We start from the raw sequence: 13,482 nt of genomic DNA, 5'->3' as shown, positions 1-13,482 counted from the left end.
GTCGGGGACCGCACGGGCCCCGCGGGGCCGGCCCACCACTCGCGACAAAGGGGAGATAGATGAAGGTCCTGTTCACCACGTTCGCCGCGAAGTCCCACATGCATGCCCAGGTGCCGCTGGCCTGGGCCCTCCAGACCGCCGGCCACGAGGTGCGTGTCGCCAGCCAGCCCGACCTGGCGGAGGACATCACCCGTACCGGTCTGACCGCCGTCTGCGTCGGTGAGCCGCTGCTGCTGGAGGAGCAGATGCAGCGGGTGAACGAGGGCCTGGGCGAGGACGCCGAGATCATGGAGAGCCAGGCGGAAGCCGGGATGGACATGACGGAGACCCGTCCCGAGATGCTGACGTGGGACCACGTGCTCGGCGTGTTCACCGCGATGACGGCGATGGCCTTCCAGAACTCCTGCCCCGAGCGCATGATCGACGACCTGGTCGCGTTCAGCCGCGAGTGGCAGCCCGACCTGGTGGTGTGGGACACGCTGTCCTTCGCCGGACCGGTGGCCGCACAGGTGACCGGCGCCGCTCACGCCCGGCTGCTGTTCGGGCTCGACCTGCTGGGGCGGATGCGCGAGACCTTCCTGGACCTCCAGGCGGAACGGCTGCCCGAGCAGCGGGACGATCCGCTGCGCGAGTGGCTGACCTGGACGCTCGGCCGCTACGGAGCCGAGTTCCAGGAGGAGGTGGCGGTCGGGCAGTGGACCATCGACCCGGTACCGCCGTCGATGCGCTTCCCGGTCAGGCAGCCGTTCGTGCCGCTGCGCTACATCCCCTACAACGGGCAGGCCGTCGTACCGGACTGGCTGCACGAGCCGCCGAAGAAGCGGCGGGTCTGCCTGACGCTGGGCGTGGCCCACCGCGAGGTGCTGGACGGCGACCGGGCCTCGATCGGCGAGCTGGTGTCGGCGCTGGCCGAGCTGGACGTCGAGGTGGTGGCGACGCTCAACGCCAAGCAGCTCGCCGGGCTGGAACTGCCCGACAACGTCAGGGCCGTGGACTTCGTGCCGCTCAACGCGCTGCTGCCGACCTGCGACGCGGTGGTGCACCACGGCGGCTCGGGCACCTTCCAGACCGCGCTGGCGCACGGCGTCCCGCAGCTGATCGTGCCCGACATGGTCTGGGACACCATCCACAAGGCCAAGCAGCTGGAGAAGTCCGGCGCGGGGCTGTACGTGCAGGACCCGGACCACTACACCGCGCAGGAGCTGCGCGACCACGTGCTGCGCCTGCTGGACGAGCCGTCGTTCGCCGAGAACTGCGCGCGGATCCGCCGGGAGATGGTCGGCACGCCGAGCCCCAACGACATCGTCCCGCTGCTGGAGAAGCTGGTCGCCGAGCACCGCGCGGCCCGTGGCTCCGACGGCACTCTCCGAGAGGAGCGGTAGATGGCTGCCGCCGTGAGGTTCCGCGAACTCGCCGTGTCCGGCGCGTACGCCTTCACCCCGCCCGTCTTCGAGGACGAGCGCGGTCTGTTCACCTCGCCCTACCAGGAACCCGCGTTCGTCGAGGCCCTCGGGCACCCGCTGTTCCGGGTGGCGCAGTCCAACCACAGCAAGTCGCGCCGGGGCACGGTACGGGGCATCCACTACACCGTCACCCCGCCGGGTGTGGCGAAGTACGTGTACTGCGCCCGGGGCCGTGCCATCGACATCGTCGTGGACATCCGGGTCGGCTCGCCCACCTTCGGCCGCTGGGACTCCACCGTGCTCGACCCGGAGGGGTTCGGCGCGATGTACTTCCCGGTCGGGGTCGGGCACGCCTTCGTCGCCCTGGAGGACGACACGGTGATGTCGTACATGCTCTCCGGGAGTTACGAGGCGCACAACGAGCTCTCGCTGTCACCGCTCGATCCCGCGCTCGGCCTGCCGATCCCGGCCGACGTGGAGCCCCTGCTGTCCGCCCGGGACACGGCGGCGCCCCTGCTCGCGCAGGTGCGGGCGGAGGGCGGACTGCCCGAGTACGACAAGTGCCGTGACATCGAGGCCGCACTGTGGCGGCCCTGATCGGTGACCGCGCGGCGTCCGCGGGAACCCGGGTCGCGGTGCTGGGTGCCACCGGCTGCGTCGGCCGCTGCGTCGGCGACGCGCTGGAGCGCGAGGGGTACGAGGTGCTGGCCGTCGCCCGGCACCGCGCGCCGGCGGTGGCCGGACGGGTCTTCGCCGACCTGGACGTGGCGGCCGTGCCGCCCGCCGACCTCGCCGGCCTGCTGACCCGGCACCGGGTGGGCGCGGTGGTCAATGTGACGGGCGGCTGGGGCACGACCGAGCAGGAGATGCGCTACGCGCACATCACCCTGGTCGAGCGTCTGTTGTCGGCCCTGGAGCTGACGGCCGGGCGGCCCCGTCTCGTCCACGTGGGATCCATCCACGAGTACGGGCCCGTCCCCGAACCCACCGCGGTCGGCGAGGAGTTCGTCCCGCGGCCGGCCACGAGCTACGCCCGGACCAAGCTGTCCGGCTCCCAGCTGGTGCTCGACGCCGCCCGGGCCGGCCGGCTGGAGGCGCTGGTGCTGCGCGCGGTCAACGTGTGCGGACCGCACACGACCCGGGCGAGCTTCCTCGGTTCGGTGGTCGAACGGCTGCGGGCCGCGGACGCGGACCGGCCGGTGGTGCTGCGGGTCGCGGACGCGCGCCGGGACTTCGTCGACGTGCGCGACCTGGCCGAGGCCGTGGTCCTCGCCGTCGCGTCGCCGGTGACCGGGCGGGTCGTCAACATCGGCCGCGGGCAGGCCACCTCCATGCGGGAACTGGTGGATCTGCTGGTCTCCGCGTCGGGGCTGCCGCCCGGGCGGCTCCGGGTCGAGGACGGGCCGGTCTCCAGCAAGGGCGGCGGCTGGACCCTGGCCGACATCCGCCTGGCCGGCGAACTGCTCGGCTGGAAGCCGCGCGTCCCGCTGGCCGAGACCATGCGGGCGACGTGGGAGACACCTGCCGGATGAGCCACCCGGGCGGGCCGGCCCGCGCCCCGTCCACCACGAGGGAGACCAGAGGCGTGCACACGAGTGCTGAGGAGCGCAGATGGCCGATGTGACGGCTCGTATCGCGAGGTCGGCGGCCGCGCTGGCGAGCCCGCAGACCGACCTGGCGGGGTTCGACGACTGGTTCGCGCGGTACGGAGAGCAGATCTACACGACGGCCGAGCGCATCCCGCTGGCCGCCCTCGACCAGTGGTACCAGACACCGGTGACCGGTGATCTGCGCCATCGGAGCGGCAAGTTCTTCACGGTGCACGGCCTGCGGGTGCAGATCCCGGGCAACAGCGTGCCCTGGTGGGACCAGCCCATCATCGACCAGCCCGAGGTCGGCATCCTGGGCATCCTGGTCAAGGAGTTCGACGGGGTGCCGCACCTGCTGATGCAGGCCAAGGCGGAACCGGGCAACCCGGGCGGCCTGCAGCTCTCCCCCACCGTGCAGGCGACCCGGAGCAACTACACCGGCGTCCACAAGGGCAAGCCCGTGCCGTACCTCGACTACTTCCGGGACACCGCACGGCACCGGGTGATCGCGGACGTACGGCAGTCGGAGCAGGGCGCCTGGTTCTTCCGCAAGCGCAACCGCAACATGGTGGTGGAGACGGCCGGCGAGGTGGAGGTCCTGGAGGGCTTCCGCTGGTTCACGCTCGGGCAGGTGTACCGGCTGCTGGCGCGGGACGACGTCATCAACATGGACGCGCGGACCGTACTGGCCTGCCTGCCGCACACGTCCCGTCCGGACGGCGCCCTGCACCGCATGACCGACGTGCTGAGCTGGATCGCCGGGACCCGTTCCCTGGCCACCGTGCACACCGAGCGGATCGCGCTCAACGCGCTGGACGAGTGGCAGCACACCGAGATGGGCTACTCGCACGAGAGCGGCGGCTTCTTCGACGTCATCGGGGTCCGCGTGACCGCCGCCGGGCGGGAGGTCGCCACGTGGCACCAGCCGATGATCGAGCCGCGCGGCACCGGGGTCATCGCCTTCCTGCACCGCGAGTTCAACGGAGTGCCGCACGTGCTGATGCACGCCCGCACCGAACCGGGCTACGCGGACGTCGTCGAGCTGGCGCCGACCGTGCAGTGCGTGCCGGACAGCTACGGATGGCTGCCGCCCGGGGCCAGACCGCGCCATCTGGACGAGGTGCTGTCGGCCGCAGCCGACCGCATCCGCTACGAGGCCGTGCTCTCCGAGGAGGGCGGCCGCTTCTTCCACGCCCGCAACCGCTACCTGATCGTGGACAGCGACGTGCCCGAGGACCCCGGCCACCCCGACTACCGCTGGCTGACCATGCATCAGCTGACCGAGCTGCTGAGGCACAGCCACTACCTGAACGTGCAGGCACGGAGCCTGGTGGCGTGTCTGCGCGGCGTCGAGGCGGCCCCCCTCACCGGCTGACCCGCGTGCACGACGCCGAAGGCCCGGCCGGACCCCTCCGCCGGGCCTTCGGTGTGCGAGGCGTGCCGTGCCAGGAGCGCCGCACCGGCTCAGAGACCGGCCAGCACGTCGCGCAGCACGCTGATCACCTTGTCCTGGACGTCGGGGGCGAGGGCCGGGTACATGGGCAGCGAGAAGATCTGGCCGGCCAGTTCCTCGGTGACGGGCAGCGAGCCCTGGCGGTAGCCGAGGTGGGCGAACCCGGTCATGGTGTGCACCGGCCAGGGGTAGCTGATGTTCAGCTCGATGTCGTACTTCCTGAGTGCCTCGATGATGTCGTCGCGCCGGGGGTGGCGCACCGTGTAGACGTAGTACACGTGCTCGTTGCCCGCCGCGGTGCGGGGCAGCACGAGGTCCGTGCCGGCGAGCCCCTGCTCGTAGCGCCGGGCGACGGCCCGCCGTCCGGCCACGTAGTCGTCCAGGCGGCGCAGCTTGCGCCGCAGGATCTCCGCCTGCACCTCGTCGAGGCGGGAGTTGTGGCCCGGGGTGCCCACGACGTAGTAGCGCTCCTCCATGCCGTAGTAGCGCAGCCGGCGCAGCGCGCGGTGGGCGTCGTCCCGGGAGGTCAGTACGGCGCCGCCGTCGCCGTAGGCGCCGAGCACCTTCGTCGGGTAGAAGGAGAACGCCGCGGCGTCGCCCGTGGTGCCGGCGAGCCGGCCGTCGCGGCGGGCCCCGTGGGCCTGTGCGCAGTCCTCGACGACGAGCAGGCCGTGTTCGGCGGCGAGCCGCTCCAGCGGCGCCAGGTCGACGCACTGCCCGTAGAGGTGGACCGGGAGCAGGCACCGGGTCCGGGGCGTCAGGGCGGCGGCCACCTGGTCGGTGTCCATGAGGTAGGTGTCCGGGTCCACGTCGACGAAGACCGGGGTGGCGCCGACCGAGTCGATGGCCACCACGGTGGGTGCCGCGGTGTTGGACACGGTGACGACCTCGTCCCCGGGACCGACGCCGAGCGACTGGAGGGCCAGTTTGATGGCGTTGGTGCCGTTGTCGACGCCGACGCAGTGCCCGGCGCCGTGGTAGGCGGCGAACTCCTGCTCGAAGCCGCGCACGCTGTCGCCGAGGACGAGCCGGCCCGAGCTGAAGACCGTCTCCACGGCGTCCAGAATATCGGCACGTTCGTTCTCGTATTCCTGTAGATAGTCCCATACGAGAGTGGTCATTGCTTCTTTCCCTCCCATTACCGATGCCTGCCGCAGGATGTCACGGTCCCCTGGCAGCACATCACACTGCCAAGACGCTTCACAACCCCCGGCATTCCTCTATTCCCAGTCGATTTACGCTGGATCCGGAATTGCCGTCCTTGCTGCCGGACAAATCCTGTCGTTAGCATGTACAGAAATCGAGGACAGGGGCATACCCATGAAGGGGATTATTCTCGCCGGCGGTTCGGGAACAAGGCTCCATCCAATAACCGTCTCCGTCTCGAAACAGCTCCTCCCGGTCGGCGACAAGCCGATGATCTACTATCCGCTCTCGGTGCTGATGCTCGCGGACATCAGGGAAATCCTGCTCATCTGCACCGAGCGCGACCTGGACTCGTTCCGCAGGCTCCTGGGCGACGGCTCCCACCTCGGCCTGAGCATCGACTACGCGGTGCAGAGCCGGCCCGCCGGGCTGGCCGAGGCCTTCGTCATCGGCGCCGACCACGTGGGCGACGACGACGTGGCGCTGGTTCTCGGGGACAACATCTTCCACGGCTACCACTTCTACGACCTGCTCCAGCGCAACGTCCGCGACGTCCAGGGCTGCGTGCTGTTCGGCTACCCGGTCGAGGACCCGGAGCGCTACGGGGTGGGCGAGACCGACGCGGCGGGACGGCTCGTCTCCCTGGAGGAGAAGCCGGCCCGGCCCCGCTCCGACCTCGCCGTCACCGGGCTCTACCTGTACGACAACGAAGTGGTGGACATCGCCAAGAACCTGCGTCCCTCGGCACGCGGAGAACTGGAGATAACCGACGTCAACCGGAATTACCTGGCCCGCGGCCGGGCCCGCCTGGTGGACCTCGGCCGCGGTTTCGCCTGGCTGGACGCCGGCACCCCGCAATCACTGCTCCAGGCCACCCAGTACGTGAGGACCCTCGAAGAACGGCAGGGCGTGCGCATTGCCTGCGTGGAGGAAGTCGCCCTGCGGATGGGATTCATCGACCCACAGCGGTGCCTTCGGCTGGGCGAGAAGATGGCACAGTCGGACTACGGCCAGTACGTGATGTCCGTGGCCCGCGACATGTCGAACTGACCGCCTTTCCGCCCCGGGGTCTGCTTCCGTCGGTCCCACCGGTTCTACCGGTTCTACCGGTTCTACCGGTTCTACCGGTTCTACCGGTGGGACCGCACACCGACGAAGAGGCCCCGGCCGGTGGGACCACCGTCCAGGAATTCCACGGAGCAGCCTGCGTCGGCGAAAGCGGAGAGGTACTCCTCTTTGGTGAACAGGGTCAGTACGTCGATCTCGGTGAACTGCTGGATGCCGGCGGCGTCGCCCACGGTGAAGCGGACCTCCATGCGGGTGGCCCGGCCCTTGCGGGTGGTGTGCGAGATCCGCGCGACGGTGCGGTGCTCCGCACGGGCCAGGTCACCCGCGACGTAGCCCTCGATGAAGTTCTCCGGGAACCACCAGGGTTCGACGACCAGGACACCGCCGGGCTCCAGGTGGTCCGTCATCGACCTGATGGCGGACCGCATGTCGGCCACCGTCTCCAGATATCCGATGGCACAGAACATGCAGCTCACCGCGGTGTAGGTGCGGCCGAGGGAGAAGTCGCGCATGTCGCCCGCGTGCACGGTGGTGCCGGGCAGCCGCTGCTCGGCGAGCCGGCGCATCGGCTCCGCGATCTCCAGCCCCTCGGCGACGTCGAACAACTCGCTGAACACGCTGAGATGGGCGCCCGTGCCGCAGGCGACGTCGAGCAGCGAGTCGGCTCCCGGGTTCCGTTCGGTGATGACCCGGGCGACGTCCGCCGCCTCCTGGCCCCAGTCCTTTCCGCGGCTGCGGTAGATCTCCTCGTACACGTCCGCGAGTTCCCGGCCGTACATGTGCGTCTCCTCCGCTGTCGTCCCCGTGGGCGGGTGGTCCGGCGGGTGCCGTACCCGGCGCCCGTCCCGCATGTCCTTCGCCTCTCGTGCGCCTCACTCGTCGAGCAGTGCCACCGCCCTCGCCCAGCCGGCCCCCGCCCCCGCTATGCGCACCGGGAAGCAGGCGAGGCGGAACCCGTGGGCGACGGGCAACCGGTCGAGCCCGGCCAGCCGTTCGATCTGGCAGTACTCGCGGTCCCGGCCGATCATGTGGGCCGGCCACAGCACCGACCGGTCACCGGTCGCCCGGTAGCGGGCGATGATGTCGCCGAAGGGCGCGTCCAGGCTGAACGCGTCGGTGCCGATGACGCGGACGCCCCGGTCCAGCAGCAGGTGCACGGCCGAAGCGTCGAGCCCGGTGAAGTCCGTGAAGTACTTCTGCGTCCCCGCCCACGCGTCGGCGCCGGTCCGCAGCAGCACGATGTCCATGGGCGAGAGCGTGTGGCCGACCCGCTCCAGCTCCCGCTCGATCACGTCGGCGCCGACCGCGCCGGTGCCCCGGTCGCTCAGGTCCAGCACCACGGCGGGCCGGAAGAACCAGTCGAGCGGCAGTTCGTCGATGTGCCGCGGCGGACCCTCCCGGTAGGAGGCGCGGGTGCCGTAGTGCGAGGGCGCGTCGACGTGTGTTCCGGTGTGGGTGGTCAGCTGGAGCCGGTCCAGCGAGAGGAATTCGCCCTCCGGAAGCTCGGCCGGGTCGAACTCGATGCCGAAGTGGTCGCGCATCTCCTCGCTCATGTGCACGGCGGCCTCCTTGGGCCCGAGGACCTCGTGCACCACGGGATCGGGTTCGAAACCCGCCGCGTCGACGGGCGAGGACAGGTCGATGATGCGCACACGTGCCTCCCGGCGATGGTTGGTTGCGAGCCAGCCCATGCTCGCCAGGACGGCTAGAGAAGCGTTGGAGCGCGACTGAACGGCCGCCCGTGCTCCGGCTCGACCGATCCTGGAGCCCCTGCTGCGACCGTCATGACGTCACCGGGGCCGGGAACCGCCTCCGCCCCGGCCCACGGGAACGGCGGAAGGAACACGGCATGACAGCACAGGCCCCGACGGCCCCGGCGGACGTCTACGCCGAGGTACAGCACTTCTACGCACGGCAGATGCGGCTCCTGGACACGGGAGAGGCCGACGCCTGGGCCGGCACCTTCACCGAGGACGGCTCCTTCGCGCCGCCCTCGCGTCCTCAGCCGGTACGCGGCCGTCCGGCCCTGGCCGCGGGGGCCCGGCAGTCAGCCGCGGACATCGCCGCCCGGGGCGAGACGCAGCGCCACTGGGTCGGCATGCTCACCGTCACCCCGGCGGACGACGGCTCGCTGACGGCCGAGAGCCAGGTCACCATCATCACCGTGCCGCGCGGCGGACCCGCGCGGCTGCACCTGGTCTGCACCTGCCACGACGTCCTGGCGAGCGAGGCGGGCGAACTCCTGGTGAGGGAGCGGGTGGTGACGCGTGACGACCAGCCGTAGCGGCGGCCGGCCGTCCACCGTGCGGTCCGTCCCGCCACGGACCCGGACGTGAGCGCGGCCCAGGGCCCCGCGGCGCCCCGTGGCGTGATCGTCACGGGCGGCGGAACGGGCATCGGGCGGGCCACGGCGCGCGCGTTCGCCGAGCGGGGCGACCGCGTGCTGGTCGTGGGACGCACCCCCGCGACCCTGGCCGGAACCGCCGAGGGGCACCCCGGCATCAGCGTCCTGACCGCCGACCTCACCTCTCCCGACACGCCCCGGGCCGTCACCGACGCCGCACTGGAGGCCTTCGGACGGATCGACGTACTGGTCAACAACGCGGCCACCGGCGGGTTCGCCGCGCTCGACCGGACCGAGCCGGAAACCGCCCGCGAACAGCTCGAAGGCAACCTCCTGGCCCCGCTGCTGCTCACCCGGCAGGCCCTGGACGCCCTGGCGGCCGACGGCGGCGGCACCGTGCTGAACATCGGCTCGGCCGGCGCGCTGGGCCGCCGGGCCTGGCCGGAGAACGGGGTCTACGGCGCCGCGAAGGCGGGCCTCGACTTCCTCACCCGGACCTGGGCCGTGGAACTCGCCCCGCGCGGCATCCGGGTCCTCGGACTGGCGCCGGGCGTGATCGACACCGGTATCGGTGAACGGTCCGGCATGTCGCGGGAGGCGTACGCCGGCTTCCTGGGGCAGATCGCCGCGCGGGTCCCGGCCGGCCGGGTCGGCAGCCCCGACGACATCGCCTGGTGGGCCGTCCAACTCACCGACCCGCGCGCCGCCTACGCGACCGGAGCGGTGCTCGCGGTCGACGGCGGCCTGTCCCTCACCTGAACCGGCACCGAAGGAGCCCGCCGTGACACACACGGAGACCGACGTGACCACCACCCCCGAGGAGGTCCGGCAGACCGACAGCGAGCTGGGCCGCCATCTGCTGACCGCCCGCGGATTCCACTGGATCTACGGCACCAGCGGCGACCCGTACGCCCTGACGCTGCGCGCGGAGAGCGACGACCCCGTGGCGCTGGCCCGGCGCGTACGGGAGTCCGAGACGCCGCTGTGGCGCAGCGCCACGGGAGCCTTCGTCACCGGCCGGCACGCGGTGTCCGCCGAGGTGCTGGCCGATCCCCGGCTGAGTCTGCGCCACGCCGATCTGCCGGGTTCGCAACGGCACGTCTTCTCGGACGCCTGGAGCAATCCCCTGCTGTGCCACATCACCCCGCTGGACCGGGCCTTCCTGCACGCCCCGGGTGCCGACCACGCCCGTTGGCGGCGGGCCGCGGCGCCGGTGCTGGGCGACGCGGCGACGGACGGGCACCGGGCGGGTGCCGAACGGCTGCACGGCAAGCGGGCCGACGGACTGGGCGCCTCGTTCGACCTCATGGCGGACTACTCCCGTCCGGTGGCCGTCGAGGCCGCCGCCGCCCTGCTCGGGGTCCCGGAGGCCGAGCAGGGCCGTTTCGCGCGCGCCTGCGCGGACCTGGCGGTCGCGCTCGACGCGGTGCTGTGTCCCCAGCCGCTCGCCGTCACCCGTCGGCTCGCCGAGGCCGTGGAGGACGTGCGCGGCCTCGTCGGCGCACTGGTCGCGGCGCGACGGGCCGAGCCGGGTGACGACCTGCTCGGCACCGTCCTCGGCGCCGACCCGTCCGGCTCCGGCGCCGAGGACGCGCTCGCCGTCGGTGTGCTGGCCGCCGTGGTGGGCGTCGAGTTCACCGCCGGGCTCATCAACAACGCGGTGGAGGCGCTGCTCGCCCACCCGGTGCAGTGGGCGCTGCTCGGCGAGAGCCCGGACCTGGCGTCCTCAGCGGTGGAGGAGGCACTGCGCCACGCGCCGCCGGTCCGGCTGGAGAGCCGGATCGCCGCCGAGGACCTCACGCTCGCCGGCCAGGACGTCCCCGCCGGTTCCCAGGTGGTCGTCCACGTCGGCGCGGCCAACCGGGACCCCGAGGTGTTCCTCGCCCCGGACCACTTCGACATCACCCGTCCCCTGGCCCAGGGGCAGTTGGCGCTGTCCGGCCCGCACACCTCGCTCTTCGGGGCGTTCGCCCGGCTCCAGGCCGAGAGCGCGGTGCACGCCCTGCGCGAACGCCACCCTCGTCTCGCCCCGGCGGACGGTGTACGGCGCCGGATGCGCTCCCCCGTCCTGGGCGGCGTGCTGCGGTGGACCCTGACCACGGCGACCACTTCCGCGTAAGGGGTGACCATGCGTGTTCTGCTGACGTCCTTCGCGATGGACGCGCACTTCAACGGCTCCGTTCCGCTCGCCTGGGCGCTGCGGTGCGCCGGGCACGAGGTGCGGGTGGCGAGCCAGCCGGCGCTGACCGGGAGCATCACGGCGGCCGGGCTGACCGCCGTCCCGGTGGGCACCGACCCGCGCCTCGACGACATGGTCAAGGGGGTGGGCGGCTCGGTGCTGTCCCACCACGCCAACCAGTCGCTGGACCCCGACGACCCCGGCCGGCTCACGCCCGCCTTCCTCAAGGGCTGGGACGCGATGATGACCGCCACGTTCTTCGCCCTCGTCAACGACGATCCGATGGTCGACGACCTCGTCGCCTTCGCCCGCGAGTGGCAGCCGGACCTCGTCCTGTGGGAGCCCTTCACGTTCGCGGGCGCGGTCGCCGCGATGGCGACCGGCGCGGCCCACGCGCGGGTGCTCTCCTTCCCCGACCTCTTCCTGTCCATGCGCCGGGCCTTCCTCGCCCAGCTCGGCCCCGCCGCGGCGAACCCGGCCGACGGGCCGGGCGGGGCGCACCCCGACGACTGCCTGGGCCAGTGGCTCCAGTGGACGCTCGGCCGCCACGGCGTCGCCTTCGACGAGCGGGCGGTGACGGGACAGTGGTCGGTCGACCAGGTGCCGCGCAGCTTCCGCCCGCCCTCGGACGGTCCCGCCGTGGGCATGCGCTACGTCCCCTACAACGGCCCCGGGCCCGCCGTGGTGCCCGACTGGCTCCGCACCCCGCCGAAGCATCCCCGCGTGTGCGTCACCCTGGGGCTGACGGCCCGGACCTCCGAGTTCCCCAACGCCGTCCCGGTCGACCTCGTCCTCAAGGCGATCGACGGCCTCGACATCGAGGTGGTGGCCACTCTCGGCGCCGAGGAGCGGAGGCTGCTGACCCATGTCCCGGACAACGTGCGCCTGGTGGACCACGTGCCGCTGCACGCCCTGCTGCCGAGCTGTGCGGCCATCGTTCACCACGGCGGCGCCGGCACCTGGTCGACGGCGCTGGCCGAGGGCGTTCCGCAGATCGCCATGGGCTGGATCTGGGACGCGATCGAACGGGCGCGCCGCCAGCAGGAGCTGGGCGCCGGTCTCCACCTCCCCTCGCACGAGGTGACGGTCGAGGGGCTGCGGAGCCGGCTCGTGCGGATCCTCGAGGAGCCCTCGTTCACCGCTGCCGCCGCGCGGCTGCGGGCGGAGGCCGAGTCCGAGCGGACCCCGGCCGAGGTGGTGCCGGTACTGGAGCGGCTGACCGCCCAGCACCGCGCCCACGGACACCGTCGTCACCCGGAGGGCGGGTCCGCGCCGTGCGCCTCCTGATCACCGGCGGAGCCGGATTCATCGGCTCCCACTACGTGCGTTCCCTGCTCGCCGGCGACCTGCCCGGTCCCCGGCCGGACCGGGTGACGGTCGTCGACCTGCTCACCTACGCGGGGAGCACGGACAACCTGCCCCTGACGGATCCCCGGCTGGACTTCCGGCAGCTGGACATCTGCGACCTCGACGCCCTCCTGAAGGTGTTCCCCGGCCACGACGCGGTGGTGCACTTCGCGGCCGAGACCCACGTCGACCGCTCCCTGACGGGGGCGGCGGAATTCGTCCGCACCAATGTGCTGGGGACCCAGGCGCTGCTGGAGGCGAGCCTGTCCTGCGGCGTGGCCACCTTCGTGCACGTCTCGACGGACGAGGTCTACGGGTCCATCGCCGAGGGCACCTGGACCGAGGACGAGCCGCTGCTGCCCAACTCGCCCTACGCGGCGTCGAAGGCGGGCAGCGACCTCGTCGCCCGGTCCTACTGGCGCACGCACGGGCTGGACGTGCGCATCACGCGGTGTGCCAACAACTACGGCCCCCGCCAGCACCCGGAGAAGCTCATCCCCCTGTTCGTCACCGAGCTGCTGGCAGGGCGGACCGTCCCGCTGTACGGGGACGGCGGCAACGTCCGGGAGTGGCTGCACGTGGAAGACCACTGCCGGGGCGTCCACGCGGTGCTGACCGGCGGGCGGCCCGGCGAGGTCTACAACATCGGCGGCGGCACCCACCTGACGAACCGCGACATGACCTCAAGGCTCCTCGAACTGTGCGGCGCCGACTGGTCGCGGGTGCGCCGCGTGCCGGACCGCAAGGGGCACGACCTGCGGTACGCGGTCGACGACTCCAAGATCCGCCGGGAACTGGGCTACCGGCCCCGGCTGTCCCTGGACGACGGACTGCGCGAGGTCGTCGACTGGTACCGCGCGCGCACCCTCCCGCACGCGGCGGCGGGCCCGCCCCGGGGTGCCGCGGACGGTCCCTCCTAGGGATCGGGCACAGGACACAGGAGAGCCGGCCCC

The 13,482-nt window shown here is 72.1% G+C and carries 13 protein-coding genes; 10 read left to right on the top strand and 3 right to left on the bottom strand.

Features of this window, described 5'->3' with window-relative positions:
* The first annotated feature begins 59 nt into the window (after window positions 1-59).
* The 4 genes from ACZ6IM_RS03705 (at window position 60) to ACZ6IM_RS03690 (ending at window position 4,367) form a co-directional block, all read left to right on the top strand.
* On the top strand, window positions 60-1,382 hold the full coding sequence (locus ACZ6IM_RS03705) for an activator-dependent family glycosyltransferase (protein WP_052842832.1): 1,323 nt from the start codon (window positions 60-62) through the stop codon (window positions 1,380-1,382).
* A complete protein-coding gene (locus ACZ6IM_RS03700) occupies window positions 1,383-2,000 on the top strand; it encodes a dTDP-4-dehydrorhamnose 3,5-epimerase family protein (protein WP_052842833.1) in 618 nt (205 codons plus the stop codon). It abuts the gene before it with no gap.
* Window positions 1,988-2,935 (top strand): NAD-dependent epimerase/dehydratase family protein, encoded by a 948-nt coding sequence (locus tag ACZ6IM_RS03695; protein WP_469554071.1) that lies wholly within the window; start codon window positions 1,988-1,990, stop codon window positions 2,933-2,935. The genes ACZ6IM_RS03700 and ACZ6IM_RS03695 overlap by 13 nt, the downstream gene beginning before the upstream one ends.
* A 79-nt stretch (window positions 2,936-3,014) precedes the next feature.
* Window positions 3,015-4,367 (top strand): NDP-hexose 2,3-dehydratase family protein, encoded by a 1,353-nt coding sequence (locus ACZ6IM_RS03690; protein WP_052842834.1) that lies wholly within the window; start codon window positions 3,015-3,017, stop codon window positions 4,365-4,367.
* Between the two features lie 89 nt (window positions 4,368-4,456).
* Here ACZ6IM_RS03690 and ACZ6IM_RS03685 read toward each other — a convergent pair whose 3' ends face one another.
* Window positions 4,457-5,566: a DegT/DnrJ/EryC1/StrS family aminotransferase gene (locus ACZ6IM_RS03685; RefSeq protein WP_469554069.1), complete on the bottom strand. Its 1,110-nt coding sequence runs from the start codon at window positions 5,564-5,566 to the stop codon at window positions 4,457-4,459.
* Window positions 5,567-5,765: 199 nt separating this feature from the next.
* Here ACZ6IM_RS03685 and rfbA point away from each other — a divergent pair, with 199 nt between their 5' ends.
* Window positions 5,766-6,641: a glucose-1-phosphate thymidylyltransferase RfbA gene (rfbA, locus tag ACZ6IM_RS03680; RefSeq protein ID WP_052842836.1), complete on the top strand. Its 876-nt coding sequence runs from the start codon at window positions 5,766-5,768 to the stop codon at window positions 6,639-6,641.
* A gap of 80 nt (window positions 6,642-6,721) precedes the next feature.
* Here the strand turns inward: rfbA and ACZ6IM_RS03675 are convergent, their stop codons facing one another.
* Together ACZ6IM_RS03675 and ACZ6IM_RS03670 are read right to left on the bottom strand one after the other, a co-directional pair.
* Window positions 6,722-7,438, bottom strand: a complete 717-nt coding sequence (locus ACZ6IM_RS03675; RefSeq protein WP_469554251.1) for a class I SAM-dependent methyltransferase — start codon at window positions 7,436-7,438, stop codon at window positions 6,722-6,724.
* Between the two features lie 93 nt (window positions 7,439-7,531).
* A complete protein-coding gene (locus ACZ6IM_RS03670) occupies window positions 7,532-8,311 on the bottom strand; it encodes a cyclase family protein (RefSeq protein ID WP_052842838.1) in 780 nt (259 codons plus the stop codon).
* Between the two features lie 197 nt (window positions 8,312-8,508).
* Here ACZ6IM_RS03670 and ACZ6IM_RS03665 point away from each other — a divergent pair, with 197 nt between their 5' ends.
* From ACZ6IM_RS03665 to rfbB, 5 genes are read left to right on the top strand one after another with little or no spacing between them, the layout of a single operon-like run.
* Window positions 8,509-8,943 carry a nuclear transport factor 2 family protein gene (locus ACZ6IM_RS03665; protein ID WP_469554067.1) on the top strand — a complete coding sequence of 145 codons (435 nt, stop codon included), beginning with the start codon at window positions 8,509-8,511 and terminating at the stop codon, window positions 8,941-8,943.
* Window positions 8,944-8,991: 48 nt separating this feature from the next.
* Complete coding sequence (locus ACZ6IM_RS03660) at window positions 8,992-9,762, top strand: SDR family NAD(P)-dependent oxidoreductase (RefSeq protein WP_469554066.1); 771 nt, start codon at window positions 8,992-8,994, stop codon at window positions 9,760-9,762.
* A 22-nt stretch (window positions 9,763-9,784) separates the two neighbouring features.
* Window positions 9,785-11,122, top strand: a complete 1,338-nt coding sequence (locus ACZ6IM_RS03655) for a cytochrome P450 family protein (RefSeq protein ID WP_469554064.1) — start codon at window positions 9,785-9,787, stop codon at window positions 11,120-11,122.
* 9 nt (window positions 11,123-11,131) lie between these two features.
* On the top strand, window positions 11,132-12,469 hold the full coding sequence (locus ACZ6IM_RS03650; protein ID WP_469554063.1) for an activator-dependent family glycosyltransferase: 1,338 nt from the start codon (window positions 11,132-11,134) through the stop codon (window positions 12,467-12,469).
* A complete protein-coding gene (gene rfbB / locus ACZ6IM_RS03645) occupies window positions 12,457-13,449 on the top strand; it encodes a dTDP-glucose 4,6-dehydratase (RefSeq protein ID WP_052842841.1) in 993 nt (330 codons plus the stop codon). The genes ACZ6IM_RS03650 and rfbB overlap by 13 nt, the downstream gene beginning before the upstream one ends.
* The last annotated feature ends 33 nt before the right edge of the window (window positions 13,450-13,482 follow it).

The organism is Streptomyces sp. NPDC042336, from assembly GCF_055581985.1.
The sequence above is the reverse complement of the archived record's forward strand: the minus strand, read 5'-3'. Positions and strand labels throughout refer to the sequence as shown.

Coding starts and splice junctions, on each gene's coding strand:
- rfbA (WP_052842836.1), top strand. CDS start 5,766: ATGAAGGGGATTATTCTCGCCGGCGGTTCGGGAACAAGGCTCCATCCA.
- ACZ6IM_RS03650 (WP_469554063.1), top strand. CDS start 11,132: ATGCGTGTTCTGCTGACGTCCTTCGCGATGGACGCGCACTTCAACGGC.
- ACZ6IM_RS03690 (WP_052842834.1), top strand. CDS start 3,015: ATGGCCGATGTGACGGCTCGTATCGCGAGGTCGGCGGCCGCGCTGGCG.
- ACZ6IM_RS03665 (WP_469554067.1), top strand. CDS start 8,509: ATGACAGCACAGGCCCCGACGGCCCCGGCGGACGTCTACGCCGAGGTA.
- ACZ6IM_RS03700 (WP_052842833.1), top strand. CDS start 1,383: ATGGCTGCCGCCGTGAGGTTCCGCGAACTCGCCGTGTCCGGCGCGTAC.
- ACZ6IM_RS03675 (WP_469554251.1), bottom strand. CDS start 7,438: ATGTACGGCCGGGAACTCGCGGACGTGTACGAGGAGATCTACCGCAGC.
- ACZ6IM_RS03705 (WP_052842832.1), top strand. CDS start 60: ATGAAGGTCCTGTTCACCACGTTCGCCGCGAAGTCCCACATGCATGCC.
- ACZ6IM_RS03685 (WP_469554069.1), bottom strand. CDS start 5,566: ATGACCACTCTCGTATGGGACTATCTACAGGAATACGAGAACGAACGT.